Here is a 25,952-nt window from a genome sequence, read left to right on the forward strand (position 1 = left end):
GGCATCATACCGCGTCCCCTTCCACGGATGAAGCCACCTGTCAGCAAAAGTTGACAGGTGGCTTCATCTTTTTTCCCGTTGGCGCTATTTCGAGCGTTTGTGGGCGTTACGGCGGCGTTGGTGTGGTTTTTTTCTGTACCACAGCTTTGATCTGCCCGACCAACTCACGTCGGAAATCCCCAAGCTGCGGCTTGTCATCGAGCCAGGGCAATGGACGACAGAGTTCCATCGCCTTGATGCCGAGTCGCGCAGTCAGCAAACCAGCACCAATGCCCTGTGCAGCGCGGGCCGAGAGGCGCGCAGCCAGATCCTGCGACATCCAGTCCATGCCAATTTCACGCACCATATCTGACGCGCCGGCGAAAGCGATATTCAGCAACACCAATTTAAACAGACGAATGCGGCTAAAATAACCCAGTTCGATACCGTAAAGCGCGGCAATACGATTGATCAGACGCAGGTTCCGCAAGGCGATAAAAGCAATGTCCACCAGCGCCAGTGTGCTGAGCGCGATCATCAGCGTCGATTCGGCAGCCGAACGGCTGATCTCGCGACGGGCGCGGTTATCCAGCACCGGTTGCACCAGATTGGCGTACAGTACCAGCACTTCTTTATCGTTGTGAGTCTCATGCAGCGAGGCTCGCCAACGCTGGAGTGCAGGATGCCCGTCATCCAACCCGGCCTGCTGCGCCAGCCTTTCACAAAAATCGCGCCCCTGCCCAACAGCGAGGCTGCTGAGCAACTCACGGGCTTTATCACGCGCTTCGGCACGCGCCCGCAAACGGTACAAACGCCGCCATTCGGCAATCAGGGAGCCTGCACCGGCGACCACTATCATGCCGCCTGCCGCCAACCCACCCAGCACAATCCACTGCTGTTCCAGCCAAGCTGGTATGTACCGATTGGATGCCCTGCGCAACCGCGCTGGCGCCGAATAAGGTGAGACCCGCCATCACCAGCTTGCGCCATAGGCTGCGGCGTGGTCGCAATGCCGCCTCAACGGCGGCTTCCGCCTCGCCCTCACGGCTCAATTCCGCTTCGGGCACCGTCGGGGAGAAGTGACGCGAGGTATCATCATCAAAGGCAACGGTACTGCGTAGCGTGGGGGCGGTTGCCAAGGGTGCCTCGTCATCAAAGGTGATCCGCGGCTTTAACGGTTTACTCATCGCAATTTATCCCCCAATAAAAATTCCATGACGCTGTCCAGCCGAATGTGTGGCAGCGGCGTATCAACGTTCATCGCTTGAGGGGCTTTGTTGAATAAATCAGAATTAGCCGACAGGATGACTCCCTCTGCTACACCTGTTATAGCCAAGCGACTTAATTTTGATTACACCATATGGACTGAGAACAAACTCTCTGTATCGCAACCCATCTCTCTTTTTTTGCTTTTTGCTTGTGCCCATTTATGCTCAATTGGGTTAAGATCTGGCGAATATGTAGGCAAATACTCCACCATATACCCTGCATCGATGATGACTTGTTGAATATTATGTTTTTTGTGAAAAGTGGCATTGTCCATCATGATTACACTGTTTTTAGGGAGTACTGGGATAAGGACTTGTGTGACCCAGGCATAGAAAACATCGCTGTTAATATTGATATCAAATAATCCGATAGCAAACAGCGTTGTGCCTAATAAAGCGCCGATAACATTTGTTCTTCCCCTAGCTCCCCAGTTCTTCAGGCCAAAACACCGTTGACCTTTTGGGGAATAGCCGTGAGTCCGTGGGGCATCGTGTGAAAAACCACTTTCATCAATAAAAACAATAGGTTTACCTTCTTTTTCATACTGTTGTTTTTTTTGTTGAAATCCCTGCCGGGCGTTTTCGTCGGCTTTCGGATGACGTAGAGTTTTTTTATAGGTCAATCCCAGCTTTTTAAGCGCTTGCCAAATGGCCTTCTGACAAACGCCAAAACGCTCTGCACGTTCTTTTTGGTAAGCATCTGGATATTGTTCAACATCTTTTATCAACTCGGATTTATCGATCTTTCGCTGACGCGTGGTCGATGCTTTTGACTCTATTTGATTAATCCAACGCGATACAGAGGCAGGGCCAATCCGAAATTGCTTCGCTGTTTCTCGGATACTCAACCCTTCGTTTTTCCGTGTAGATATCACTTTACGTCTAAAATCAATTGAATAGCTCATTTAAATAATGTAATCAAAATTAAGTCGTTTAGCTATATCCTATCCTGACGCTGTGTGGCATACCCAACAACGTCATACGGTTCAGCGCTTTGACCATCGCTATGGCTTCACCTACTTGAGCCTCATAGTCACGCAGGCTCAGATGGCCACCCAGCAAAGTTTTTATGCGGAACATCGCTGTTTCTGCCACTGAACGCCGGTGATAACCCACTTTCTTTTTCCACATATCATTACTCCCGCTCAGACGCTGATTCGCCACCGCATGGTTACGTTCATGGTACTTGTCCGGCCAGTATTTGGCTCCGCTTCGCGGCGGGATAAGGGGCCTGATTTTCTTTCTTAGCAACGCATCGTGGCAGTAACGGGCGTCATAAGCACCGTCTGCTGACACTTCCCTGATTTTTCGGTGGGTTTGGTTAATCAGGCCCGGCAGTGCCTGCGCATCTGTCGTTCCGCTGAGCGATAAGTCGGCACAGATAATCTCATGCGTCGCACTGTCTGCTGCCAGATGAAGCTTGCGCCACACTCTTCGTCTGTCAGCCCCATGCTGCCTGACTTTCCATTCACCTTCGCCAAAGACCTTCAGATCGGTACTGTCGATGACCAGATGCGAGATTTCACCACGCGTTGGCGTTTTTATGCTGATACTGACGGTTTTTGCCCGCCGACTGACCAGAGAGTAGTCCGGGCAGCGCAGTGGCAGGCTCATCAGTGTAAAAACCGAGTCGACAAAGCCCTGTAATGCCCGGAGCGACAGGTTAAACACGCGCTTTATCATCAAAACCGTGGTAACAGCCATATCGGTGTAGTAAAGCGGCCGACCACGACCTTCAGGCGAAGAACTGTCAGTCCATGCAGCGATGGCCGACTCATCAAGCCAGACCGTCAGGGAGCCGCGTTGTCTGAGTGCTTTGTTGTAGGTGGGCCAGTTGGTGATTTTAAACTTTTGCTTTGCCATGGGGAGCTGCTATCGGGAGCGATGATAGTGCTTTGATCCGGCGATCCCCTGAAAGTTCGATTTATTCAACAAAGCCGACTGACGAAACAAGGCAAATTGGATTTATCCCCATGAGCAAAAATGGGCGCCGTCACGATAAACGCTTACTCGATAAAGTCGATATAATTCGCCATATTCCTCCTGAGGTAACCATCTGGGCAGATACCGGTTTTCAAGGTATAGATAAACAGCATCTTAATACACAAATCCCAAAAAAAGGAACTCGAAAAAGACCTTTATCGCCTGAACAAAAACAAGAAAATAAAATAATCTCGGAGAGGGCTTTGTTGAATAATTTAACCGTTTGATTTACATCTTCTTTAGTTAGAATGCATTTACAGAGAATGTATTTTGTTAGAACGACAAATCAAATAGTTAGCACAATAAAAAGCATTCCGAGAGGAAAAACTAGTCGTTGAAATTTTATAATGCTTATATAAATCAGTATCTTAAATTATTCAACAAAGCCCTCGGAGAGTGTAAAAAGATCTGTGTAAATGGCATTTTGAGGAAAACCTTCAGAGGACAAAAAATGCCTATCAGCAACGAACTTATTGACCAACTGCTTCAGGATTGCCACTCCCCTCAGGAGCTTCTGGGTGAATCAGGCCTACTTCCAAGGAGCTGACTAAAAGACTGGCGGAACGGGTTCTTCAAGCTGAGATGGAGATACACCTTGGGTATGCTAAGCATGACCCGGCTGGTAATAATTCAGGCAACTCCCGCAATGGCAAGACATCCAAGAGCGTACGTAGCCAAAATGGGGCGCTCGAGCTCGATATTCCGCGCGACCGCAACAGTACCTTCGAGCCGACACTGATCGGTAAGCACGAAAAGCAGCTTAACGGCTTCGATGACCGCATTATTTCTCTCTATTCCAGAGGGCTATCAACCCGTGATATTCAGGCTCACTTTAAAGAAGTCTACGGGGTCGATGTTTCCGCTGGCTTCATTTCTCAAGTGACCAATGCCGTGATGGATGACGCTAAGCGCTGGCAGCAACGGCCGCTGGATGCGTTTTATCCCATTGTTTACCTTGACTGTATTGTGGTCAAAAGCCAGGACGGCGGAGCCGTGACCAACAAGTCTGTTTACTTGGCTCTAGGCATCAACGGCCAGGGCGAAAAAGAGCTGCTGGGGCTATGGATAGCCAAAACCGAGGGCGCCAAGTTCTGGTTATCTGTAATGACAGAACTGAAAAATCGTGGGCTACAGGACATCTTCATCGCCTGCTGCGATGGCCTGAAGGGCTTTCCTGATGCCATTGAAGCTGTTTACCCGCATACGCGGGTACAGCTCTGCATCGTGCATCAGGTGCGGAACTCGCTGCGCTACGTCGGCTGGAAAGAGCTTAAAGCCGTTGCTGCTGACCTCCGCACTATCTATAGTTCCGCAACGCTAGAGGGCGCTGAAGAGGCCCTGGATGTCTTCGCGGACAAATGGGATGAGCAGTTCCCGACGATCAGCCCATCGTGGAGAAATAATTGGGAACGTCTCATCGTCATTTTTGACTTTCCGCCGGAGATCCGCAAGGTTATCTACACCACCAACGCGATAGAGTCGTTAAATGCTTCATTGCGCAAGATAACGAAAACGCGACGAATATTTCCAACGGATGACTCGGTGCTAAAATTATTCTATCTAGCCTTGCATAATATCTCGGCTAAATGGACCCTACCAATCAGAGACTGGAAACCGGCTATGAGCCAATTCATGGGCTTTGTTGAATAATTTAAGATACTGATTTATATAAGCATTATAAAATTTCAACGACTAATTTTTCCTCTCGGAATGCTTTTTATTGTGCTAACTATTTGATTTGTCGTTCTAACAAAATACATTCTCTGTAAATGCATTCTAACTAAAGAAGATGTAAATCAAACGGTTAAATTATTCAACAAAGCCCAATTCATGTTGATGTATGGAGATCGGATTTCCGGTTAAGCGATGGAGCCATTTACACGAAATTCTTTACAGACTCGGGCAATCCGTCACTCCTTGTTCTATACCTCATGATTCATACGCCAGTAGATGACATCACAGTTGACGAAAACGGCTCTGTACCGCAAAGGTCTCCGAGGTGACATAGCGCTCCATGTCACGCAAACGCGCTTCACTGTCACGCAGTACTGCATCGGCATCGCTCAGCGTTTGGCTTGGTCGCACGGCATTATCATCGTGGTCATAAGCGCCCTCCGGTGCCGGATCGAGGACAAAGGTCAGCACGATATACGCCACCAGCGTAAAGAAAAACAGACCAAAGAACAGCGACAGTACCACAATGACACGCAGCAGTTTCACCGGAACATCCAGATAGCGCGCCAGCCCGGCGCACACGCCTTTAATCATGCCCTCTTGCGGTAACCGGTACAGCTTGCGACCGTGCGAATTGATCATCGTGTTCAATTTTCCTTTTATCATGATTGCCTCCAGTGGGGATGTTCTGCATCCAGAATCTCTTCCAATGCCTGGATCCGCTCGCGCATCTGCTTCGCTTCTTGAGACAGCGTCGTCAAACGCTGGAGATCGCCTTGCCCCCAGGATGCCTCCCCTTGCGCCGCATCACGTTGTTTGCGCTGACTGTAGTGCAGCCAAAGCCATACCGGGGCCACGAACAACATGAAAATGGTCAATGGGATGGCAAGAAACAAAGCACTCATTATATCTCCTTGATAGGCGTATTAGTGTGGTGCGAGCGGTCCAACAAACTCGCCGCCATCAGGCTTCTGGTTTAATTTTTGCTTTTAACGCGGCCAACTGAGCGCTGATTTCATCATCAGCCTGCAACTCGGCAAATTGCTGATCCAACGATTTCTGCTTACCGAAACCGACGCTCTCTGCTTCCGCTTCCATCGAATCGATACGACGTTCGAACTGCTCGAAACGGGCCATCGCTTCATCTAGTTTACCGCTGTCGAGTTGACGACGCACATCGCGAGAGGAAGAAGCTGCCTGATGGCGCAGCGAAAGCGCCTGCTGGCGAGCGCGGGTTTCCGTGAGTTTGTTTTCCAACTCACCAATTTCACGTTTCATGCGCGTCAGCGTTTCATCCACATTTTCCGCTTCGCGGGTCAGCACCACAATCACGTCGGCCAGTTTCTGCTTTTCAAGCAGTGCTGCACGTGCCAGATCGTCTTTGTCTTTGCGCAACGCCAGTTCGGCTTTTTCTTGCCATTGCCCCTGCTGGGATTCTGCCTGCTCGACACGACGCGCAATCTGCTTTTTCTCCGCCAGCGCCCGCGCCGAGGTGGAACGTACTTCTACCAGTGTGTCTTCCATTTCCTGGATCATCAAGCGCACCAGCTTTTGCGGATCTTCCGCTTTGTCCAGTAACGAATTGATGTTTGCGTTCACGATATCGGCAAAACGAGAAAAAATACCCATTACAGTGTCCTCTTGGTCATATCACAGTGCGCATGCACTGGGTGGTGATGTTGATTCGTCATGCTTTATGTCGACCAACCTTAGCGTTCTCCCTTGCTATTACAAGATGCGTGCCAATATGGCTAAAAAATATCCATATGAATTTATTGATTATTATTTTTTTGACAAATAAACTCCATCGGATAGATTAGTTAAATACACCAACAGTTGGTAAAATTAACCGCAGTAAAGGTGGTATCTGATGGACAAAGGTCAGGAGAATCTACTGGGCGAAGCCAACAGCTTTGTTGAGATGCTGGAACAGGTTTCACAATTGGCGCAGCTCACCAAGCCAGTGCTGGTGTTAGGCGAGCGCGGCACCGGCAAGGAGTTGATTGCCAGCCGCCTGCACTACCTGTCGCCACGTTGGCAAGGCCCGTTTATCTCCCTGAACTGTGCGGCGCTTAATGAAAATCTGCTGGATTCAGAGCTGTTCGGCCATGAAGCCGGCGCGTTTACCGGTGCGCAACGCCGTCATCTGGGGCGTTTTGAGCGCGCTGACGGCGGCACGCTGTTCCTTGATGAGCTGGCAACGGCGCCAATGCTGGTGCAGGAGAAATTGCTGCGCGTCATTCAATATGGCGTATTGGAGCGTGTGGGAGGCAGCCAGCCGCTTCAGGTTGATGTCCGTCTGGTGTGTGCAACCAATGAAGATCTGCCCGCACTAGCTACGGCTGGCAAGTTTCGCGCCGATCTGCTCGACAGGCTGGCCTTTGATGTGGTGCAACTGCCCCCGCTGCGCGAACGCCAACAGGATATCATGTTATTAGCAGAACACTTCGCTATCCAAATGTGCCGGGAATTGCATCTCCCGTTGTTCACCGGATTTTCTGCACGCGCTCGTCATGCCCTGCTGAATTACGCCTGGCCCGGCAACGTGCGTGAATTGAAAAACGTGGTAGAGCGTTCGGTCTATCGACACGGTGCAACTGCCGAACCACTGGATGCCATCATCATTAATCCGTTTCAACGCGCTGTTGAAACGCCTCTCGCTGAACCGTCTGAGGAAAGCGCCCTACCGTCTCTACCCTTAGCCTTACGAGAATGGCAGCAGGTGCAAGAAAAAGCCCTGATCGAACAGGCACTGTCTCACGCGCGTTTTAATCAACGCAAAGCAGCTTCACTACTAGGGTTAACCTACCATCAGCTGCGTGGGCTGCTGAAAAAGCATGATATCACCAGCGGTGAGGCATAAATTGCAGACAAAAAAAAGCCAGCAAACGCTGGCTAAAATAATACTGGAAGCAATGTGAGCAATGTCGTGCTCCCCTTGCGCGCTTACGAGAAGCCGCTTGGAGTGCGAGATGAATGATAATAGTTATCAGTATCAGTTGTAAAGCGCTTTGTTGAGAATTTTTCTCATTTCCGTAGTAACGGTAGGGTTCTTTCTCACTCAGGTTTACCTACGTGACACGATGCACCCGGCAAGTTATTGGCCAACCCGGTGATGTGCCTTGTTCATGTTTTATCGAATTTGGTGGAAAATACAGCAGGTAAGCGTCTATAGAGTGGGGCACTTTAGCAGAGTGCGGTACACTCTTATCATGACAACTCTGTTTTTTAGCCAACGTAAGCGCATCGTATGTCTGGATACACCTCCTGCCTGATCAAAATAGGCGCGCTGTTCTCCGCCTGCCTGATAGGGTCTGCGTTCGCCGCAGCCCCCGCACAGACGCAGCGGGAAGATATCCGCCACAGCGGTTTCGTATACTGCGTCAACGGCGTAGTCAATACATTCAACCCGCAGATGGCTCGCAGCGGCGTGATCATCGATACGCTGGCGGCACAGCTTTACGATCGGCTGCTGGATGTGGATCCATACACCTATCGCTTGATGCCGGAACTGGCCCAGCGTTGGGAGGTTCTGGATAACGGTGCGACCTACCGTTTATATCTGCACCACGATGTGCCGTTTCAAACCACCGACTGGTTTAAGCCTACGCGCCCGTTAAACGCCGATGATGTGATTTTCAGCCTGCAACGAATGCTGGATAAAACCCACCCGTATCATGACGTGAACGGCGGTGAATACCCCTATTTCACCAGTTTGCAGTTTGCCGATGTGGTACAAAGCATCCGCAAGCTGGGCGATTATGCGCTGGAAATCCGCCTTAACAGCCCGGATGCCTCGTTTTTGTGGCACCTGGCAACCCACTATGCACCGGTACTTTCTGCCGAGTATGGCCAGCAGTTGATCAAACAAGACAGAAAGGAACTGTTAGATCGTGAACCCGTCGGTACCGGTCCTTATCGACTGGAAGCCTATCGCAGCGGTCAGTATCTGCGCCTGATGCGCAACGATCGCTACTGGCGTGGAAAACCACGAATGCAGCAGGTAGTTGTCGATTTAGGCGTCGGAGGCACAGGTCGTCTCTCTAAATTACTGACCGGCGAGTGCGATGTGCTGGCTTACCCTGCCGCCAATCAGTTGCCTATTTTGCGCAACGATCCGCGGTTGCGGCTCTCGCTGCGTCCCGGGATGAATATCGCGTATCTCGCCTTCAATGTGCGTAAACCGCCGTTGGATGACATGCGCATTCGCCGCGCCATTGCGCTGGCAATCAACAATGATCGTTTGATGCAGTCCATCTATTACGGCACGGCAGAAACTGCGGCGTCTCTGCTACCCCGCGCCTCCTGGGCCTATGACAGCGAATCGCGCATTACCGAATACAACCCGGAAGAAGCGCGCCACCTGCTGACAACGCTTGGGGCAACCGACCTTAACCTCAAGCTGTGGGTGCCGGTTGCATCGCAATCCTATAATCCCAGCCCGTTAAAGACCGCTGAGCTGATTCAGGCGGATTTGGCGCAAGTGGGCGTTAAAGTGACCATTGTTCCGGTCGAAGGCCGTTTTCAGGAGGCTCGCCTGATGGAGATGAGCCATGACCTGACGCTCTCCGGCTGGACCACCGACAGTAACGATCCTGACAGTTTTTTCCGCCCGCTGCTCAGTTGCGCTGCCATTCACTCGCAAACCAATTACACGCATTGGTGCGATCCTACGTTCGACAGCGTGCTGCAAAGCGCCCTTACCTCACAGCAGTTGTCCAAACGCATTGAGTACTACCAACAGGCCCAACAGATATTAGCGCAGCAATTACCAGTGCTGCCTTTGGCCTCTTCGCTACGTATGCTGGCTTACCGTTATGACATGAAAGGGCTGATATTAAGTCCGTTCGGCAATGCCTCTTTCGCCGGCGTGTATCGCGAGTTAGGTGAGACCCCGACGCCGGAAGCACCACCGCAGGTGGGTAAAGAGGGAGAGCTGCCATGATCATTTTTACCCTGCGTCGCCTGTTGCTGTTGCTGATAACCCTGATGCTGCTCACGTTGGTCGGTTTCAGCATCTGCTATTACACCCCCAACGCCCCACTGGGCGGCGCCACGCTGTTCGACGCCTACGGCTTCTTTATGCGCAGCCTGATGCGCGGCGATCTGGGTATTTCATCGATTAACGGCGAATCGATCAGTGTGCAATTAAATGAAGTGCTTCCCGCCACCATTGAACTGTGCGTGTTGGCGTTCTCACTCTCTTTGTTAGTCGGCATCCCGCTCGGTGTCACAGCGTGTATTATGCGTAATAAAACGCCTGACATCATCATCAGCGCCATCGCGTTGGTGGGTTTCTCTATTCCGGTATTTTGGCTGGCACTGCTACTGACGTTACTGTTCTCACTGCAACTCGGCTGGCTGCCGGTTTCAGGCCGTTTTGATCTGCTTTATCAGGTTGAACCGGTGACCGGTTTTGCGCTCATTGACGCCTGGTTGTCCAATTCTCCCTATCGCGATGAAATGCTGGTCAGCGCCGTGCGCCATCTTATTTTGCCGATTATTGTGCTGGCCGTCGGCCCCACAATGGAAGTCATTCGTCTGATGCGCATTAGCACCACAGATGTGATCAGCAAGAATTATGTCAAAGCTGCCGCCACCCGCGGTCTGTCGCGCCTTACCATTATTCGCCGCCATGTGCTGCGTAATGCGCTGCCGCCCATTGCACCGCAACTGGGACTTCAGTTTTCCACCATGTTGACGCTGGCGATCATTACCGAAGTGGTGTTCAGTTGGCCCGGTATAGGACGCTGGCTGGTGGATGCCATTCGCCAGCAGGATTATTCCGCTATCTCCGCCGGCGTTATGGTGGTCGGAGCGATGGTGATTACTGTTAATGTGCTGTCCGATATTTGGGGCGCAATGGCAAATTCACTGAAACATAAAGAATGGTATGCCCTGTGATAGGGCTATCACAGAATAATAAATAGACATCAAACGATTGAGTAATCACCCATACGTTAAGGCGATCAAAACACCGTTATCTACATCTCATCATGAGTGAAGACCTTTATGGCTAGCCCTACAAGGACTCCTCACCTCAACCCGCTTTTCACGCATGAGGATGCACTCGACATTATCGGCGTGCGCTGAGGCATTTTCATTTAGCAGGTTCAGCATGCGTCGGCAGCGGTGCGCAATAATGTTTTTTGATATTACTTATTCCCTTTTTCGGGGAGAATATTCAGCAGTACACTCATTGGCGGAGCACGACGATACGATATTCATTAAGGAGAATGAGATGAACGCATCCCACACATTTGAGAGCAGCGAAGGGTTCGGCAGGTAAGGTGTGGATCCTCGCAGACTTACTGCATCATTGTGCCCAACACCGGATGCATAAAGCTCCCTGATAACTGGAGGATCCACGACATGAAATATACCCCTGTTGGCGTCGATATCGCAAAACATCTGATGCAGGTTCATTTCATTAATGAACATACCGGTGAAGTCATCGATAAACAGATAAAGCGCGACGCGCTGCTGGAATACTTCAGCAATCGGGAGCCTTGCCTGATTGGCATGGAAGCTTGCGGCGGTTCCCAGCACTGGGCGCGGGAGCTGGAAAAACTGGGGCATAAGGTCAGACTACTCCAGGGCAAATTCGTCAAGGCCTTCGTGATGGGCAATAAAAATGACGTGATGGATGCCCGTGCTATCTGGATGGCGGTCCAGCAGCCAGCTAAAGCCGTTGCCGTCAAAACTGAGGAACAGCAGGCAGTACTGTCGCTGCACAAAATGCACCGCCAGTTAGTGAAGTTCCGCACCGCGCAAATCAACGCGCTGCACGGATTGCTGTTGGAGTTCGGCGAAACTGTGCGTAAAGGCCGGGCGTCACTGGACAAGGCGATGCCAGAGGTGCTTGAGCGACTTAAGGAAAAGCTGCCACCGTTCCTGAACTACCAGTTTGAAGACCAGCATCGGCGCCTCAATGACCTGGATATGCAGATAGAGGGTATCGAAAAACAGCTTGCCACTTGGGCGAAACAGAATGAGGCCTGTCGGCGGATTATGCACATTCCAGGTGTTGGCCCACTGGTTGCGACCGCAGCAATTACCATCATGGGAGATGCGCGAGTCTTCCGATCAGGACGGGAGTTCGCAGCCTACTGTAGTGGTTGAATAATCAGGACACTAAACTTACATCCAAAACGGAGGTGTTTAGTGAACCATAAACGACAATTTACCCCTGAGTTTAAAAAGGAAGCCGTTGCCCTGGTAACAGAGCAGGGCTATACGATAGCCAGGGCAGCAGCATCGCTTGGCATAAGCAACAAAACCCTGCATACATGGGTCTCGCTGGCACGCGAGCAGAGCAACGGCGTACTCAGCGATGATGAACGTGCAGAGTTAAAACGGTTACAAAAGGAAAACAAAGAGTTACGTACAGAGAAGGAGATACTAAAAAAGGCGAGTGCCTTCTTCGCGAAACATATGTCGTGAGATACCGGTTCATTCTCGACAATGCCACTGACTTCAGCGTTCGTACACTCTGTCGGGTCATGCGTGTGACGGCCTCTGCCTGGTATGCATGGCGAAAAAAGCCCGCCGAACCGCTGCAAAAAGACGTGGAGGTCCGGGTCAGGTTAAAGGCGCTGTTCGCCGCCAGCAGGCAGGGAGCGGCTTTGTTGAATAATTTAACGTTTTGATTTACGCCCCATTCCCACTCGAAACGCAACAAAGTGACCCACTGGCCAGAGTCGGATAAAATCACCGTTCTGGCCCTACTGGAGATCCCGTTGCATGCAGGGAAAACATCTGACTCACAAAGAACGGTTCTACATCGAAAAGCGGCGTGGTGATGGGGTTAACCAGGCCACCATCGCCCGGGAACTGGAGCTTCCTCGTTCTACCATCAGCAGGGAACTCAGACGCAATACCGACGCCGCTTTCAACGGGGTCTATTCCTGCAGAAGGGCCGAAACGTTGGCCAGAGGGCGGCGGCAGAAAACACGGCCGGACAGCGTGATTAACCAGCTTGAACCGCACATTCAGGACTTTATCATAACGGCGCTGTCTACCCACACCTCACCTGAGGTCATCAGTGGGCGCCTGGTCCTGGAATTTGGCCTGTCCGTCAGCAAGAACTCGCTCTATCGCTATATCCAGCAGGAGCGCCGGGCCGGCGGTGAGCTGTATCAGCAGCTCCCTCATCGGGGTAAACGGTATAACTATCAGACCGATGAGAACAAACGCGGTCCTATTCCCAACCGTGTTGGCATTGAGCAGCGGCCGGCCGTTGCTGACCTCAAGCAGGAACCCGGGCATTTCGAGATTGACACCATCTTTGGCAAAGATCAGAAATCATTCCTGCTGACGGTGGTCGATAAAGCCGTCAAGCTGGTCATCATTCGCAAACTGCCCAACAAGCGAGCAGAGACAGTGGTAGCGGCCTTCAGGGACATCGTTGCCAATACCTTCTGCGAGTTTAAAACCCTGACTGCTGACAACGGTTCTGAATTTTCCCAGCACGGGGAAATTACAAAAGTCACGGGGGCACCGGTCTACTTTGCCCGGCCATATCATTCCTGGGAACGCGGGTTGAATGAGCATACCAACGGGCTGATACGGCGTTTTTACCCGAAGGGAACGGACTTCAATTATGTCACCCATCGCAAGGTTGCAGCACTCGAACACCTGCTCAATACGCGAGGCCGAAAATCGCTGGGTTATCGTTCTCCAAATGAGGTATTTTTAACGCACTTACAGGCGGCATAATGCCCTACCGTTTTGTTGCGTTTCGACTGGGAATGGGGCTACAACTTCTTTAGGTGGGATGCATGTACAGAAAATGTATTTTGTTAGAGCGATAAATCAAATAGTTAGCACAATAAAAAGCATTACGGTAGTAAAATTTAGTCGTTAAAATTTTATAATACCCATTTAAATCAGTATGTTAAATCATTCAACAAAGCCGCAGGGAGCAGGAAGCCGGACGCTGGTCAAAAGGCTTCGTGGAGAAGGCATCATAATCAGCCGCTGGCGGGTGAGGAAACTCATGCAGGAAGAGGGGCTGGTCTGCCGACAGCGCCGGACTTATAAGGTCACGACAAAACCCCGCCCGGGTGCAGAGGTGACCCCAAACCTGCTGAACCAGAATTTTAACCCGCCGGGGCCAAATCAGGTGTGGGCGAGTGACATCACGTATCTGAAGACCGGTGAAGGCTGGCTGTATCTGGCGGCTATTATGGATTTGTACTCCCGGCAGATAGTGGGCTGGCAGGTGGACAGACGGATGACCTCATCGCTGGTCTGCGTGGCCCTGATGAAGGCATATAACCTGCGAACTCCCCCGCCGGGCCTGGTGGTGCATACGGACAGTGGGGCGCAGTACACGGGACAACGCTTTCAGGCGCTGCTGAGCAGCTACAGGCTGAGGAGCAGTATGGGAGACGTGGGTGCCTGCTGGGATAATGCGGTGATGGAGCGCTTCTGGGGCAGTCTGAAACATGAATGGTTGCTGCTGGTACCCCAGCCAACACGGGCTTACATGGAGCAGGATGTGGCGACGTATATCCGCTACTACAACCTAGACAGGCATCATGCCGCTAACGGGGATCTGTCTCCGGTGCGTTATGAACAAATGGCTGAGAAAAAAGTGTCCTGATTTACTTGACCAGTGCATACATCGGCTTGGTGCCAAAGCAAACAGGCACCGGCGGCAAAGTGCGGCTTCTGGGCATCAGTAAACGCGGCGTTGCTTATCTGCGGACGCTGTTTATCCACGGAGCCAGTGCTGCGACGCTGCTGGCGAAAGAGCCGAACCCGTGGGTTACGGAGCTGCTGAAAAGACGGACAACCAGCGTTGCGGTGGTGGGAATGGCTAACAAGATAGCGCGCACGGTGTGGGCCCTGGTGGCACATGGCCGAACTTACGACAAAAAACACGTCAGCGTCAGGCCGTTCTGAACGACAGATGCTGGCAAAACATTAACTCTTTTAATAGAAGGGTGAATGCTGAAAGGTTGCTAGGGCAGCCGTAGTGATGACAACGACGTGTAAGACCGTGACTCACTAAACCTGAATGGGGTGTTGAGCTTAAAGCTCGCCAGGAGAATGAGGTCTGAGTCAGCGAATCTCATCGAGGCCCGCAGCAGCGGCTGCAACAAGGCCGAATATAGAGCTGCAACCTACCGTCAATGTCAACACCACGAATGCTTTGCAAACGGGATGCGTTCATATATAACTCTCCATGAACAGAGTCGGTTCAGAACTTCATCAACACCCTATGTGGCGGACATTACAAGACGATGTCGCAACCAACCCAGGAGCAGCAACCTATAACAAAGGGATCATTAATTCTTACGTAACCGAATTAAATGCTTATCACAAACCCGATCCGGATGATAGCCAAAGAAAATACATTTCTGAATTAATCGCTAACATGAAGCATGCCGACAGTGATGACGTACGATCTTCTTTAAAAACCGACTTAAACACGGCTATAGAAGGTCTCATTGGGGATATAGCGCTAACACGACATAACACATTCGTGATACATAATGAGTATACCAAAGATGTTTATGGGGTTTTGGCAAATAACTGCACAACCAATGATCGCGATAACTATGTGAAAAGTGTCGTTAATCTACATGAAATAATCAACGACGTTAACCAACTGGCTGACACGCCATAGTACTATCACTCTAAGAACCTATCCCAAAAGGAATTGTCAGTTAATAAGTAATGGCAATTTCTGAGGGAAGTATGGCAAGCAATAAGTGGCAGATCAGCGATGAACTCTGGGGGAAAATGGTTCCGTTGCTCCCGGAACGCAAAACCCACCATCCGCTGGGTACGCATCGCAGGCGGGTTGATAATCGTGCCGCAATGAACGCCATTCTCTTTGTGCTCAGAACGGGTTGCCAGTGGAATGCCCTGAATGCCACCGGGATATGCTCGTCAAGCTCCGCTCACCGCCGCTTCCAGGAGTGGCGGGATGCAGGAGTTTTTGAACGGTTCTGGCAGAACGGGTTGCTGGCCTGCGAGCAGCTGGATGCTATCGACTGGTCATGGCTGTCGATGGATGGTTGTATGACGAAGTCACCGCTGACAGGCTCAAAAAAAACAGGACGGAATCCCACAGACCGGGGGAAACAGGGTGTAAAGCGTAGCCTGATGACCGATGCGAACGGGCTTCCCCTCTCTCTGGTTGTCTCAGGGGCAAATACCCACGACATAAAGCTGGTTGCTGATACTCTCGACGCCCTTCAGACGGGCAGACCCGGCAGAAAGCTCCGCTTCTGTCTGTACAAAGGCTATGAAGCCGGATGGCTGGAGGCCTGTCTGAAAAGTCGTCGTTACGAACCTCATATCCAGTCAAGGAAAGAGGAGTCGGAAGCCATCAAAAACACGGATTTTAAAGCTCACCGCTGGGTAGTGGAGAGAACGCACAGCTGGATGAATCGCTTTCGTCGGGTTCTGACTCGCTGGGAGAAGAAAGTCGAAAATTATGAGGCGATGCTGCATTTTACCTGCGGCATCATTGTCTGGAATAAAATGCTATTGGGATAGGTTCTAAATATCCCAGCGTTTAAGGACCCTACATCTCTTTCATTCAGACCATGTCTTGTTTTAAGCAAATCACAGGCACGCATTCACTTGACCATAGCACTGCACTTTACGGCGATCTGAAAGCACTTTTTATGATTATGTCTGAAAGTGCTTGAAACTCTAAAGCTCCCAAAATGGTTCCTTTTTTTTCCTTCAATAAGAGTCTGGTGAGAGTTTAAACGCATCCAGAATACAACCCAGTGATCGCCATGAAGCGTGATGCAGAAACATAATGTACGATATATATCAAGAAACCGAACGGTTACCGTCGTCACTTTATATCGTTGCCATTTCGTTTATCGTCATCACGATGGCGATTGGAGAATGAGGTGGTTTTGACTTAGAACCTATCCCAATAGGATTTTATTCCAGACAATGATGCCGCAGGTAAAATGCAGCATCGCCTCATAATTTTCGACTTTCTTCTCCCAGCGAGTCAGAACCCGACGAAAGCGATTCATCCAGCTGTGCGTTCTCTCCACTACCCAGCGGTGAGCTTTAAAATCCGTGTTTTTGATGGCTTCCGACTCCTCTTTCCTTGACTGGATATGAGGTTCGTAACGACGACTTTTCAGACAGGCCTCCTGCCATCCGGCTTCATAGCCTTTGTCCAGACAGAGGCGGAGCTTTCTGCCGGGTCTGCCCGTCTGAAGGGCGTCGAGAGTATCAGCAACCAGCTTTATGTCGTGGGTATTTGCCCCTGAGACAACCAGAGAGAGGGGAAGCCCGTTCGCATCGGTCATCAGGCTACGCTTTACACCCTGTTTCCCCCGGTCTGTGGGATTCCGTCCTGTTTTTTTGAGCCTGTCAGCGGTGACTTCGTCATACAACCATCCATCGACAGCCATGACCAGTCGATAGCATCCAGCTGCTCGCAGGCCAGCAACCCGTTCTGCCAGAACCGTTCAAAAACTCCTGCATCCCGCCACTCCTGGAAGCGGCGGTGAGCGGAGCTTGACGAGCATATCCCGGTGGCATTCAGGGCATTCCACTGGCAACCCGTTCTGAGCACAAAGAGAATGGCGTTCATTGCGGCACGATTATCAACCCGCCTGCGATGCGTACCCAGCGGATGGTGGGTTTTGTGTTCCGGGAGCAACGGAACCATTTTCCCCCAGAGTTCATCGCTGATCTGCCACTTATTGCTTGCCATACTTCCCTCAGAAATTGCCATTACTTATTAACTGACAATTCCTTTTGGGATAGGTTCTTAATAATTTTATCGATTAACGCGACGGTATTTCCGCAGACTTTCAGGTTTCCGTTCACTGCAATGGGCACCACGATCACCACAGGGTGGTGCACAGCCGGTGCTCTCGGGCAGCGAGAGTCTGTAAAGAATTTCGTGTAAATGGCTCCATCGCTTAACCGGAAATCCGATCTCCATACATCAATATGAATTGGCTCATAGCCGGTTTCCAGTCTCTGATTGGTAGGGTCCATTTAGCCGAGATATTATGCAAGGCTAGAGGCTTTGTTGAATAATTTAAGACACTGATTTATATAAGCATTATAAAATTTCAACGACTAATTTTTCCTCTCGGAATGCTTTTTATTGTGCTAACTATTTGATTTGTCGTTCTAACAAAATACATTCTCTGTAAATGCATTCTATAGCCAACCGACTTAAAAATGATTACATCCTATGCCCTGATATGCGGCAAAGAAGCATAGCTGGCTGTTATCAAAATAATGTCGCTTGGCTATAACTAAAGAAGATGTAAATCAAACGGTTAAATTATTCAACAAAGCCAAGGCTAGATAGAATAATTTTAGCACCGAGTCATCCGTTGGAAATATTCGTCGCGTTTTCGTTATCTTGCGCAATGAAGCATTTAACGACTCTATCGCGTTGGTGGTGTAGATAACCTTGCGAATCTCCGGCGGAAAATCAAAAATGACGATGAGACGTTCCCAATTATTTCTCCACGATGGGCTGATCGTCGGGAACTGTTCATCCCATTTGGCCGCGAAGGCATCCAGGGCCTCTTCAGCGCCCTCTAGCGTTGCGGAACTATAGATAGTGCGGAGGTCAGCAGCAACGGCTTTACGCTCTTTCCAGCCGACGTAGCGCAGCGAGTTCCGCACCTGATGCACGATGCAGAGCTGTACCCGCGTATGCGGGTAAACAGCTTCAATGGCATCAGGAAAGCCCTTCAGGCCATCGCAGCAGGCGATGAAGATGTCCTGTAGCCCACGATTTTTCAGTTCTGTCATTACAGATAACCAGAACTTGGCCCCCTCGGTTTTGGCTATCCATAGCCCCAGCAGCTCTTTTTCGCCCTGGCCGTTGATGCCTAGAGCCAAGTAAAAAGACTTGTTGGTCACGGCTCCGCCGTCCTGGCTTTTGACCACAATACAGTCAAGGTAAACAATGGGATAAAACGCATCCAGCGGCCGTTGCTGCCAGCGCTTAACGTCATCCATCACGGCATTGGTCACTTGAGAAATGAAGCCAGCGGAAACATCGACCCCGTAGACTTCTTTAAAGTGAGCCTGAATATCACGGGTTGATAGCCCTCTGGAATAGAGAGAAATAATGCGGTCATCGAAGCAGTTAAGCTGCTTTTCGTGCTTACCGAGCAGTGTCGGCTCGAAGGTACTGTTGCGGTCGCGCGGAATATCGAGCTCGAGCGCCCCATTTTGGCTACGTACGCTCTTGGATGTCTTGCCATTGCGGGAGTTGCCTGAATTATTACCAGCCGGGTCATGCTTAGCATACCCAAGGTGTATCTCCATCTCAGCTTGAAGAACCCGTTCCGCCAGTCTTTTAGTCAGCTCCTTGAGTAGGCCTGATTCACCCAGAAGCTCCTGAGGGGAGTGGCAATCCTGAAGCAGTTGGTCAATAAGTTCGTTGCTGATAGGCATTTTTTCTTCTCTGAAGGTTTTCCTCAAAATGCCATTTACACAGATCTTTTTACACTCTCGGCAGCGATAATCGGCGTTAGGTTTCTTCCCGCGTGTATCATCACAGCTCTCATATCGGCTAACAGCGCGATACTTGCCAGTGATTGACGCTGCTCTTCAAAAAGATCTTCCCTCTGCCAAAGGGTGCTCTGACACTCGAAATAATCACGTGTTCTGATATAATTAACAGCGTTGAATCCTTTGATATGTTGCTCTAACTTGAACTGATTTAGCGCTCTGATCGAGTATCATTACAATAGACTGTCAGCTGTATGCGGTAGAGATACTTAATTGATAATCATTATTACTTTAATCATAAGGAGTATCTTGAATGAAAAAACACCTTCTTTTTTTTATGTTTCTGCTGATTTCCTCTGCCCCCTTTAGCGCAGAACCCTCTACCAGCCTGGCCATTCAGGACATCAATAATAATCTCTATCATGGCCGCACGCTTGAATTAACCACAGATTTACCTTCATGGATAACCTATTACCCAGAAAATACCCTTTTTCAGAAGAAAACACCCGATGGCAAAGCGGGAGCTCGCTATCAGTCTCACTATAAAATACTTGCCATTAGTACCAAGGTATATGACGACGGTGATATTTATAACATTTTCCAGGGTATGAACAGCGGGGGGCTTTCATTCAGTGCGAATCTGATAAACAGTGCGGATCTTGATGATGTAAATCCTAATGAATATCAAAATGCCATCCCGGTAACGGCGATCGGCGAATGGGCCCTGTCTCAATTTTCTCGCGTCAGTGAACTCAAAGCCTCTGTCGAAAAGACCAAATTCCGGTCTCCTGTGATTAAAGGATTTGGTAATATTAAAGCGCCACTCCATTATGCTTTCTATGATAAAGATGGCGGCAGTATCGTGATTGAAGCCGTTGATGGTAAATTAACCGTTTATGAAAATCCAACTCGGGTTATGACCAATGGACCGGATTTTCCCTGGCACTTGCAGAATCTCAATAACTATACGCATCTGACCAATATAGATCGTTCTCACGCAACGCTTGGCAACGTATCAATCAGTCAACCAGACAGCGGTATTGCCATTGCGGCACTCCCCTCTTCAGACACGTCTGTAGGCCGATTCATTCGTGGTGTATTTTATACCACCTCTGTACCTAAGCCGGTAAATGCTGCGCTCGCAATGAATACGCTAGCTCATATTATGAACAGGTTTGATCGTATTAAAGACATCACGGTGGACGAGCGGCAGGCGCGCGGAGAAGTCAAAACGTCACAGACGGAATATACCGTATGGACCAGCTTGTCTGACCTTAAGGAAGGAAAGATGCTGGTGAAAGGATATGCTGATATTAACTATACCGAGTTCTCTTTTGATAAAATGAAAGACAAAAAAATGCCTTATTTTGAAAGAATAAATGCTGAGCAGTAAACGGCATTCCGGTAGCTCGTCACACAGGTCATAACCGTCGGCTCTCCTCCAGAGAGCAAATTGCTGCCCGCGCTCTCTTGCCTGCGACAGGGATATAGAAGGATAATCACCTATGCTTAACGCTATGGACTTCTTTCCCCGGCGGTATAGGTAAAAAAGCGGCAGCACAGGAAATCACGAACCTGACATCCAGTCCGTGTGAATCAGCGATTATCTCTACTTTGTCTCGGTATTTTTCTGACCCAAGGTAATGATATGATTGATATATGTAGAGTAACACCACATGCATCAAAAGCAGTTCAAGTGAAATCATATGCCCTTCGATAACGTTTACAGTGAAAAGCGCCTGCCCAGCCGCGTGCGGGATATCTGGCAATTTTTCCATCGCGATACGCTGGCGATGATTGGGCTATACGGATTTTTGGCGCTGCTGTTTCTGTGTCTGTTTGGTTCGGCCATCGCCCCTTATGCTGTCGATCAGCAGTTTCTGGGCTACCAGTTGTTGCCCCCTTCCTGGTCACATTACGGTGAAGTCTCCTTTTTTCTCGGTACAGATGATCTGGGGCGCGACCTATTGAGCCGGTTATTGACCGGTACTGCGGCGACCGTCGGTTCAGCGCTGATCGTCACCTATGCGGCGGCCTTCTGCGGCATTGTGCTGGGCACATTAGCAGGCGTAACGCACGGCCTGCGCTCCGCATTGTTGAACCATATTCTTGACACGTTACTGTCTATACCCTCATTACTGCTGGCTATCGTGGTGATTGCCTTTATCGGCCCGGATTTGACGCACGCTATGCTGACCGTGTGGCTGGCGCTGCTGCCGCGCATGGTGAGAACGCTCTACACTGCCGTACACGATGAGATGGATAAGGAATATGTGATCGCCGCCCGGTTAGACGGCGCATCAACCCCCTATATCATTTGGTACGTGGTGTTACCCAATATCGGACCGGTGCTGGTGTCCGAGTTTACCCGCGCACTCTCTATCGCCATTCTGGATATTTCAGCCTTGGGCTTTCTCGATCTGGGCGCTCAAATGCCAACGCCCGAATGGGGTGCAATGTTAGGCAATTCGCTGGAACTGGTGTATGCCGCGCCCTGGACGGTGATGTTGCCGGGTGTGGTCATTACCCTCAGCGTACTGATTGTGAATCTGCTGGGCGATGGCATCCGCCGTTCCCTGCTGTCGCAAATGGATTAATGGCGGAGACGAACCATGGCACTACTTGATATTCGTAATCTGACCATTGAATTCCTTACGCCTGACGGTCCGGTCAAGGCCGTCGATCGCGTCAGCATTACCCTGACAGAAGGGGAAATCCGCGGCCTGGTCGGCGAATCAGGATCGGGTAAGAGCCTTATCGCTAAAGCCATCTGCGGCGTAACCAAAGATAACTGGCGAGTGACGGCTGATCGCTTCCGTTTTGATGATATCGACTTGCTGCAACTCTCACCCCGCGCACGGCGTAAGCTGATGGGCCACAACGTGTCGATGATTTTTCAGGAGCCGCAATCCTGTCTCGATCCCTCCGAGCACATTGGCAAACAGCTGATGCTTGCCATTCCCGGCTGGACCTACAAAGGTCGTTGGTGGCAGCGTTTTCAGTGGCGCAAACGCCGCGCCATCGAACTGTTGCACCGGGTCGGCATTAAAGATCATAAAGATATCATGCGCAGTTACCCCTATGAATTGACGGAGGGTGAATGCCAGAAGGTAATGATTGCCATCGCCTTGGCGAATCAGCCGCGTCTGCTGATCGCCGATGAACCAACCAATGCGATGGAGTCGACCACGCAGGCACAGATTTTCCGGCTACTGTCGCGGCTGAACCAAAACAATAACACCACCATTTTATTGATCAGTCATGACCTGCAAACCATGAGCAAATGGGCCGATCGCATCAACGTGCTTTACTGTGGACAGACGCTGGAAAGCGCGCCAAGCGAAGAATTGATCACCGCGCCCCACCACCCTTATACCCAGGCGCTGATCCGCGCCATGCCCGATTTCGGGCGTTCGTTGCCGCACAAAAGCAGACTCAACACGCTGCCGGGTGCGATTCCGTCTCTGGAGTACCTGCCGGTAGGCTGCCGTTTGGGCCCACGCTGCCCCTATTCGCAGAAAAAATGCATGCAGACACCGCTGTTGGTCTCGACCAAAAATCACTGGTTTGCCTGTCATTTCCCGCTTAATACGGAGGAGCAATGATGGATGACATTCTACTCGAAGCGCGCAACCTGACCAAAACGTTCCGCTATCGCACCGGGTTGTTTCACCGCCAACACGTTGAAGCCGTGAAATCGGTGAGTTTCACGCTGCGCGAACGGCAGACGCTGGCGATTATCGGTGAGAACGGCTCCGGCAAATCGACCCTGGCGAAAATGTTGGCGGGCGTCATTCCACCGACCTCCGGTGAACTGCTGATTAACGACCACCCTTTGTGCTACGGCGATTATCGCTTCCGCTGCCAGCAGGTGCGCATGATTTTTCAGGACGCGGGTAATGCGCTCAACCCACGTCAGCGTATCGGCCAACTGCTTGATATGCCGCTGCGGTTGAATACCACATTGAACGGTCATGAGCGGGAAAAAATTATCAACCAGACGCTGCAACAGGTAGGCCTGCGCCCGGACCACGCTTACTACTACCCGCAGGCGCTGGCGCCTGGCCAAAAACAACGCGTGGGATTGGCTCGGGCGTTAATCTTGCAGCCCAAGGTGATCGTGGCTGATGAGGCGCTGGCCTCGTTAGACATGTCGATGCGCTCGCAAATCATTAATTTGATGCTGGAACTTCAGGAAGAACAAGGGATCTCCTATATTTATGTCACTCAGCATCTGGGCATGATGAAGCACATCAGCGATCAGATCGTGGTAATGCACGACGGTAAAGTGGTCGAACGAGGCAGCACCGTAGACGTGTTGGCCGCACCGCTGCACGATTTGACCAAACGCCTGATTGCCAGCTACTTTGGCGAAGCGCTCAGTGCCGATTCCTGGCGCCGTGACGGCGCGCAGTTTTAGCCAGATTCGCCAGCGCGACATCGCGGCAAACGCATGGGCGATACTGCTCGGAGTACCCCACGAGGGGCAACCATGCTAGAATCGCCCGGTTTACTCACTTCGAACGCCCTGATTAACGCATTCTGTGCAGGCGTTCGCAGCAACTATAATCACAAGGATTACTGCTATGGGTTTTCTAACCGGTAAGCGCATTTTGGTAACGGGTGTTGCCAGTAACCGCTCAATTGCATTCGGTATCGCACAGGCGATGCAACGCGAAGGCGCTGAACTGGCGTTTACGTACCAGAACGATAAGCTGAAATCGCGTGTTGAAGGCTTCGCACAAGAGCTGGGTTCCAGCATCGTACTGCCGTGCGACGTTGCGGAAGATGCCAGCATTGAAGCGCTGTTTGCCGAACTGGCTAACGTATGGCCGACCTTTGACGGTTTTGTCCACTCCATCGCGTTCGCCCCGGGCGATCAACTGGATGGTGATTACGTCGACGCAGTGACCCGTGAAGGGTTCAGCGTTGCACACGATATCAGTTCCTACAGCTTCGTGGCGATGGCAAAAGCCTGCCGCGCCATGCTGAACCCGAACTCTGCACTGGTCACGCTCTCCTATCTGGGTGCCGAGCGCGCTATCCCGAACTACAACGTGATGGGCCTGGCCAAAGCGTCTCTGGAAGCTAACGTTCGCTACATGGCGAACGCCATGGGCGCGCAAGGTGTGCGCGTTAACGCCATTTCCGCAGGCCCTATCCGCACGCTCGCGGCGTCTGGCATCAAGAACTTCAAAAAAATGCTCTCCCACTGCGAGGCCGTTACGCCTATCCGCCGTGTGGTCACTATTGAAGACGTGGGCAACACGGCTGCGTTCTTGTGCTCGAATCTGGCTGCGGGTATCTCCGGTGAAGTCCTGCACGTGGATGGCGGCTTCAACATCGCCGCCATGAATGAGCTGGAACTGGATTAATTTCCAACTGCTATTAGCAAAAACCACCGGTATCCGGTGGTTTTTTTTCGTCCAACTCAATCCGCGTGTGCTGCCAGCCAGGTCTGCGCGAAAACAAAGAAATTTTGCGCCAGGGCCGTAACCTTGCCAACCGGAGCCACAACCAGCGCCGCCTGACGCTGCATCGGTGGCAGCGTGAGTGGGCGAAAACGCAGTGCGGGCGTCATTTCCGGCAACAGGCTTCCCTAAGGCACAACGGCGCAGCCCAATCCTAAAAATACGCTTTGCACCAATTGCATCACCGAGGCACTTTCCACTTTCACCGTCGGCGTCACGCCCAACTCGCGAAAGTGTCCATCAAGATAACGCCGAAAATAGCGGCTGGGCTCAGCCAGACACAGCGGTAAATCCGCCAAATCCGATAATGCCAGCGGCGTTTCTCCGACCATCTGCGGGAATGCCTGCGGGTGGTACACCAGAGAAATCTCACTGCGGTGCACGGGAGCCGCCTGAAAAGCCAGCTCGTTGAGCGTGGCAAACTCGAAAAAAACCAGACCGATATCAACCGCATGGGCATTCAACGCCTCAAGAAGCTGATCGGCACTGAACAAGGAGACCTGATAGTCGAGCTGCGGGTAGATCTCATGGGCAGCAGCCAGCAGTTGTGGCAGCACCATTCCCGATTGCGGCACCGCACCAATGCGCAATACGCCGCTCACGCCACGCTTGAGCGACGCCACTTCCAGCTTCAATCCCTGATAAATCGACACAATTTCTCGCGCCCAGGCCAAAACGCGCTCACCCTCTGCCGTGAACCCTTCAAAATTGTTCCCGCGCTTGATCAGCGCCAAATCGAGCTCGCGCTCCAGGTTTTTCAGCCGCATTGAGAGCGTGGGCTGGCTGACGAAACTGGCCTCCGCCGCACGGCCAAAATGACGTTCTTTCTCGAGATTGCACAGATAAATGAGCTGTTTGATGTCGATGATGTCGCTTCCTGTCTGGCGTGAACATTAAGGGGAACGTCCCATTGAAGTGACAGTGAAACCAATTTCTCCGTGTACCGCAAGTCATTCGCCGATAAGGGGTTATAAAATACCAAAGATACCAAGCATATAAATTTAATAACCCTGACCAATCGCGCCATAGTCACAGTCGATTAGACGACCGACGCCCTCACTCTTAGACTGGCCACACATCGCAAATATTTAATATAAAA

The 25,952-nt window shown here is 51.0% G+C and carries 21 protein-coding genes and 7 pseudogenes; 18 read left to right on the forward strand and 10 right to left on the reverse strand.

Going from position 1 to position 25,952, the window contains the following annotated elements; translation table 11 throughout:
* Nucleotides 1-106 precede the first annotated feature (106 nt).
* The 4 genes and pseudogenes from ACQGXV_RS32115 to ACQGXV_RS32130 all read right to left on the reverse strand — a co-directional run bounded on the left by ACQGXV_RS32115 (nucleotide 107) and on the right by ACQGXV_RS32130 (nucleotide 3,110).
* Nucleotides 107-1,166: pseudogene (locus ACQGXV_RS32115) on the reverse strand (TIGR01620 family protein).
* A pseudogene (locus tag ACQGXV_RS32120) lies at nucleotides 1,163-1,249 on the reverse strand (YcjX family protein); the annotation flags it as partial. The pseudogenes ACQGXV_RS32120 and ACQGXV_RS32115, both read right to left, overlap by 4 nt.
* An 81-nt stretch (nucleotides 1,250-1,330) precedes the next feature.
* A complete protein-coding gene (locus ACQGXV_RS32125) occupies nucleotides 1,331-2,152 on the reverse strand; it encodes an IS630 family transposase (RefSeq protein ID WP_440864113.1) in 822 nt (273 codons plus the stop codon).
* Between the two features lie 28 nt (nucleotides 2,153-2,180).
* Nucleotides 2,181-3,110, reverse strand: a complete 930-nt coding sequence (locus ACQGXV_RS32130) for an IS5 family transposase (RefSeq protein WP_440864290.1) — start codon at nucleotides 3,108-3,110, stop codon at nucleotides 2,181-2,183.
* Nucleotides 3,111-3,142: 32 nt separating this feature from the next.
* Here ACQGXV_RS32130 and ACQGXV_RS32135 point away from each other — a divergent pair, with 32 nt between their 5' ends.
* Together ACQGXV_RS32135 and ACQGXV_RS32140 are read left to right on the forward strand one after the other, a co-directional pair.
* On the forward strand, nucleotides 3,143-3,457 hold the full coding sequence (locus ACQGXV_RS32135) for a transposase family protein (RefSeq protein ID WP_440864291.1): 315 nt from the start codon (nucleotides 3,143-3,145) through the stop codon (nucleotides 3,455-3,457).
* A gap of 224 nt (nucleotides 3,458-3,681) precedes the next feature.
* Nucleotides 3,682-4,880: pseudogene (locus tag ACQGXV_RS32140) on the forward strand (IS256 family transposase).
* A 306-nt stretch (nucleotides 4,881-5,186) separates the two neighbouring features.
* Here the strand turns inward: ACQGXV_RS32140 and pspC are convergent.
* The 3 genes from pspC to pspA are packed head-to-tail and all read right to left on the reverse strand — an operon-like array spanning nucleotide 5,187 to nucleotide 6,533.
* Nucleotides 5,187-5,546, reverse strand: coding sequence for an envelope stress response membrane protein PspC (pspC, locus tag ACQGXV_RS32145; protein WP_440864292.1), 360 nt, complete (start codon nucleotides 5,544-5,546; stop codon nucleotides 5,187-5,189).
* Nucleotides 5,547-5,566: 20 nt separating this feature from the next.
* Complete coding sequence (pspB, locus tag ACQGXV_RS32150) at nucleotides 5,567-5,809, reverse strand: envelope stress response membrane protein PspB (protein WP_222160512.1); 243 nt, start codon at nucleotides 5,807-5,809, stop codon at nucleotides 5,567-5,569.
* A gap of 58 nt (nucleotides 5,810-5,867) precedes the next feature.
* Nucleotides 5,868-6,533 (reverse strand): phage shock protein PspA, encoded by a 666-nt coding sequence (gene pspA / locus ACQGXV_RS32155; protein WP_222160511.1) that lies wholly within the window; start codon nucleotides 6,531-6,533, stop codon nucleotides 5,868-5,870.
* 241 nt (nucleotides 6,534-6,774) lie between these two features.
* Between pspA and pspF the strand changes: the two genes are divergently transcribed.
* From pspF to ACQGXV_RS32210, 11 genes and pseudogenes are all read left to right on the forward strand, one after another.
* Entirely contained in the window at nucleotides 6,775-7,767 is a 993-nt protein-coding gene (gene pspF / locus ACQGXV_RS32160; protein ID WP_440864293.1) for a phage shock protein operon transcriptional activator, read from the forward strand.
* A 387-nt stretch (nucleotides 7,768-8,154) separates the two neighbouring features.
* The gene (sapA, locus tag ACQGXV_RS32165; protein ID WP_440864294.1) at nucleotides 8,155-9,849 is read left to right on the forward strand and encodes an ABC transporter substrate-binding protein SapA; all 1,695 of its coding nucleotides are present in this window, start codon (nucleotides 8,155-8,157) and stop codon (nucleotides 9,847-9,849) included.
* The gene (gene sapB, locus ACQGXV_RS32170) at nucleotides 9,846-10,808 is read left to right on the forward strand and encodes a putrescine export ABC transporter permease SapB (RefSeq protein ID WP_440864295.1); all 963 of its coding nucleotides are present in this window, start codon (nucleotides 9,846-9,848) and stop codon (nucleotides 10,806-10,808) included. The genes sapA and sapB overlap by 4 nt, the downstream gene beginning before the upstream one ends.
* Nucleotides 10,809-11,276: 468 nt before the next feature.
* Nucleotides 11,277-12,014 (forward strand): annotated as a pseudogene (locus ACQGXV_RS32175) (IS110 family transposase); the annotation flags it as partial.
* Between the two features lie 54 nt (nucleotides 12,015-12,068).
* A complete protein-coding gene (locus ACQGXV_RS32180; protein ID WP_440862591.1) occupies nucleotides 12,069-12,347 on the forward strand; it encodes a transposase in 279 nt (92 codons plus the stop codon).
* A 59-nt stretch (nucleotides 12,348-12,406) separates the two neighbouring features.
* Nucleotides 12,407-12,553, forward strand: coding sequence for a hypothetical protein (locus tag ACQGXV_RS32185; RefSeq protein WP_440864296.1), 147 nt, complete (start codon nucleotides 12,407-12,409; stop codon nucleotides 12,551-12,553).
* Nucleotides 12,554-12,647: 94 nt separating this feature from the next.
* Nucleotides 12,648-13,622 carry an IS30 family transposase gene (locus ACQGXV_RS32190; RefSeq protein ID WP_440863602.1) on the forward strand — a complete coding sequence of 325 codons (975 nt, stop codon included), beginning with the start codon at nucleotides 12,648-12,650 and terminating at the stop codon, nucleotides 13,620-13,622.
* A gap of 175 nt (nucleotides 13,623-13,797) precedes the next feature.
* Nucleotides 13,798-14,511 (forward strand): IS3 family transposase, encoded by a 714-nt coding sequence (locus ACQGXV_RS32195; protein WP_440864297.1) that lies wholly within the window; start codon nucleotides 13,798-13,800, stop codon nucleotides 14,509-14,511.
* A gap of 11 nt (nucleotides 14,512-14,522) precedes the next feature.
* A pseudogene (locus ACQGXV_RS32200) lies at nucleotides 14,523-14,813 on the forward strand (transposase); the annotation flags it as partial.
* A gap of 283 nt (nucleotides 14,814-15,096) precedes the next feature.
* Nucleotides 15,097-15,540, forward strand: coding sequence for a hypothetical protein (locus tag ACQGXV_RS32205; RefSeq protein ID WP_440864298.1), 444 nt, complete (start codon nucleotides 15,097-15,099; stop codon nucleotides 15,538-15,540).
* Between the two features lie 71 nt (nucleotides 15,541-15,611).
* Nucleotides 15,612-16,418: an IS5 family transposase gene (locus ACQGXV_RS32210; protein WP_440864299.1), complete on the forward strand. Its 807-nt coding sequence runs from the start codon at nucleotides 15,612-15,614 to the stop codon at nucleotides 16,416-16,418.
* A gap of 386 nt (nucleotides 16,419-16,804) precedes the next feature.
* On the opposite strand, the gene ACQGXV_RS32215 is transcribed toward ACQGXV_RS32210, so the two are convergent.
* Nucleotides 16,805-17,610 (reverse strand): IS5 family transposase gene (locus tag ACQGXV_RS32215; RefSeq protein ID WP_440864300.1). Its coding sequence is split into 2 segments (ribosomal slippage): nucleotides 16,805-17,257 and nucleotides 17,260-17,610, totalling 804 coding nucleotides; the frame shifts between segments, so codons are not numbered across the junction.
* A gap of 599 nt (nucleotides 17,611-18,209) precedes the next feature.
* Nucleotides 18,210-19,325 (reverse strand): annotated as a pseudogene (locus ACQGXV_RS32220) (IS256 family transposase); the annotation flags it as partial.
* Between the two features lie 394 nt (nucleotides 19,326-19,719).
* Here ACQGXV_RS32220 and ACQGXV_RS32225 point away from each other — a divergent pair.
* The 5 genes from ACQGXV_RS32225 (at nucleotide 19,720) to fabI (ending at nucleotide 24,757) form a co-directional block, all read left to right on the forward strand.
* Nucleotides 19,720-20,775, forward strand: a complete 1,056-nt coding sequence (locus ACQGXV_RS32225; protein ID WP_440864301.1) for a linear amide C-N hydrolase — start codon at nucleotides 19,720-19,722, stop codon at nucleotides 20,773-20,775.
* A gap of 313 nt (nucleotides 20,776-21,088) precedes the next feature.
* Entirely contained in the window at nucleotides 21,089-21,979 is an 891-nt protein-coding gene (sapC, locus tag ACQGXV_RS32230; RefSeq protein ID WP_440864302.1) for a putrescine export ABC transporter permease SapC, read from the forward strand.
* Between the two features lie 15 nt (nucleotides 21,980-21,994).
* Nucleotides 21,995-22,987 carry a putrescine export ABC transporter ATP-binding protein SapD gene (sapD, locus tag ACQGXV_RS32235; RefSeq protein WP_440864303.1) on the forward strand — a complete coding sequence of 331 codons (993 nt, stop codon included), beginning with the start codon at nucleotides 21,995-21,997 and terminating at the stop codon, nucleotides 22,985-22,987.
* The gene (gene sapF, locus ACQGXV_RS32240; RefSeq protein ID WP_440867759.1) at nucleotides 22,987-23,802 is read left to right on the forward strand and encodes a putrescine export ABC transporter ATP-binding protein SapF; all 816 of its coding nucleotides are present in this window, start codon (nucleotides 22,987-22,989) and stop codon (nucleotides 23,800-23,802) included. Before sapD ends, sapF begins: the two co-directional genes overlap by 1 nt.
* Before the next feature lie 166 nt (nucleotides 23,803-23,968).
* Complete coding sequence (gene fabI / locus ACQGXV_RS32245) at nucleotides 23,969-24,757, forward strand: enoyl-ACP reductase FabI (RefSeq protein ID WP_440864304.1); 789 nt, start codon at nucleotides 23,969-23,971, stop codon at nucleotides 24,755-24,757.
* A gap of 56 nt (nucleotides 24,758-24,813) precedes the next feature.
* On the opposite strand, the pseudogene ACQGXV_RS32250 reads toward fabI, so the two are convergent.
* A pseudogene (locus ACQGXV_RS32250) lies at nucleotides 24,814-25,719 on the reverse strand (LysR family transcriptional regulator).
* Nucleotides 25,720-25,952: the final 233 nt, after the last annotated feature.

This window comes from Symbiopectobacterium purcellii, from assembly GCF_052050035.1.
GTDB classification, from domain to species: Bacteria; Pseudomonadota; Gammaproteobacteria; order Enterobacterales; family Enterobacteriaceae; genus Symbiopectobacterium; species Symbiopectobacterium purcellii_A.

Bases quoted from the DNA above. Each gene is read 5' to 3' on its own strand.
- sapF (WP_440867759.1), top strand. From the start codon at position 22,987: ATGGATGACATTCTACTCGAAGCGCGCAACCTGACCAAAACGTTCCGC.
- ACQGXV_RS32210 (WP_440864299.1), top strand. From the start codon at position 15,612: ATGGCAAGCAATAAGTGGCAGATCAGCGATGAACTCTGGGGGAAAATG.
- pspA (WP_222160511.1), bottom strand. From the start codon at position 6,533: ATGGGTATTTTTTCTCGTTTTGCCGATATCGTGAACGCAAACATCAAT.
- ACQGXV_RS32225 (WP_440864301.1), top strand. From the start codon at position 19,720: ATGTTTCTGCTGATTTCCTCTGCCCCCTTTAGCGCAGAACCCTCTACC.
- ACQGXV_RS32205 (WP_440864298.1), top strand. From the start codon at position 15,097: ATGAACAGAGTCGGTTCAGAACTTCATCAACACCCTATGTGGCGGACA.
- sapB (WP_440864295.1), top strand. From the start codon at position 9,846: ATGATCATTTTTACCCTGCGTCGCCTGTTGCTGTTGCTGATAACCCTG.
- fabI (WP_440864304.1), top strand. From the start codon at position 23,969: ATGGGTTTTCTAACCGGTAAGCGCATTTTGGTAACGGGTGTTGCCAGT.
- pspB (WP_222160512.1), bottom strand. From the start codon at position 5,809: ATGAGTGCTTTGTTTCTTGCCATCCCATTGACCATTTTCATGTTGTTC.
- ACQGXV_RS32185 (WP_440864296.1), top strand. From the start codon at position 12,407: ATGCGTGTGACGGCCTCTGCCTGGTATGCATGGCGAAAAAAGCCCGCC.
- ACQGXV_RS32130 (WP_440864290.1), bottom strand. From the start codon at position 3,110: ATGGCAAAGCAAAAGTTTAAAATCACCAACTGGCCCACCTACAACAAA.
- ACQGXV_RS32190 (WP_440863602.1), top strand. From the start codon at position 12,648: ATGCAGGGAAAACATCTGACTCACAAAGAACGGTTCTACATCGAAAAG.
- sapA (WP_440864294.1), top strand. From the start codon at position 8,155: ATGTCTGGATACACCTCCTGCCTGATCAAAATAGGCGCGCTGTTCTCC.
- ACQGXV_RS32125 (WP_440864113.1), bottom strand. From the start codon at position 2,152: ATGAGCTATTCAATTGATTTTAGACGTAAAGTGATATCTACACGGAAA.
- pspC (WP_440864292.1), bottom strand. From the start codon at position 5,546: ATGATCAATTCGCACGGTCGCAAGCTGTACCGGTTACCGCAAGAGGGC.
- sapD (WP_440864303.1), top strand. From the start codon at position 21,995: ATGGCACTACTTGATATTCGTAATCTGACCATTGAATTCCTTACGCCT.
- pspF (WP_440864293.1), top strand. From the start codon at position 6,775: ATGGACAAAGGTCAGGAGAATCTACTGGGCGAAGCCAACAGCTTTGTT.
- sapC (WP_440864302.1), top strand. From the start codon at position 21,089: ATGCCCTTCGATAACGTTTACAGTGAAAAGCGCCTGCCCAGCCGCGTG.
- ACQGXV_RS32195 (WP_440864297.1), top strand. From the start codon at position 13,798: ATGTTAAATCATTCAACAAAGCCGCAGGGAGCAGGAAGCCGGACGCTG.